At 74.7% G+C, this 770-nt stretch carries 1 pseudogene; it reads right to left on the minus strand.

The features are described from left to right. Positions 1-770 (minus strand): annotated as a pseudogene (locus F0Q45_RS28335) (PE family protein); the annotation flags it as partial.

Raw genomic sequence — 770 nt, forward strand, 5'->3', positions numbered from 1 at the left:
CCCGGCGCCGCCCCTCCCGCCATTGCCGGCGGTGCCGCTTGCGGCCGAGGCGCTGTTGTTGATGTTCGCGGCACCACCGGAGCCGCCGTTACCACCCGAGCCTGAGCCGCCGTCGCCGCCAGCTCCGCCGGCCCCGGCGACGGCGTTGCCGGTTCCAGCAGTGGTCGCAGAACCGCCACCCCGGCCGGATCCTCCGTTGGTGGCGCCGTTGCCGCCGTTTCCGCCGCTACCGGCGATGCCGGTACCCGTGGCCGTGGCATTGAAGGTATTCACAGACCCACCGAACCCGCCGGACCCGCCGCCGGCGGTGAGGCCAGTGCCTCCCGCCCCCCCGTCGCCGCCGATGGCGTTGCCGGTTCCCGAATTGGACACGAATCCGCCATTACCGCCGAACCCGCCGCCGGCTCCGGAACCACCTTTCCCGCCGTCGCCGGAGGTGGCGGTCCCCTTGGACGCGCTGTTGGTGATTGTCGCGGAGCCACCGGCCCCACCGGTCCCGCCGGTTTGGGTGGTCCCGGTGCCACCGGCACCGCCGTGGCCGCCAGTGGCGTCGCCGGTTCCGGAGCTAGACGCCGAACCGCCGGTCCCGCCAGATCCCCCGAAGCTGCCATCACCACCGTTGCCGCCGTTGCCGGCGATGGCGGCTGCCGTTCCGGTGCGGGTCACGCTGGCGCCCTGGCCACCGGCACCGCCACTGCCTAAGCCAGCGCCGTCGCCGCCGTTGCCGCCGTCACCGCCTCTGCCGGCCAACGCTCCGGCGGCCCCACCGG

Origin of the sequence: Mycobacterium simiae (assembly GCF_008370645.1) — a bacterium.
GTDB lineage: Bacteria > Actinomycetota > Actinomycetes > Mycobacteriales > Mycobacteriaceae > Mycobacterium > Mycobacterium simiae_A.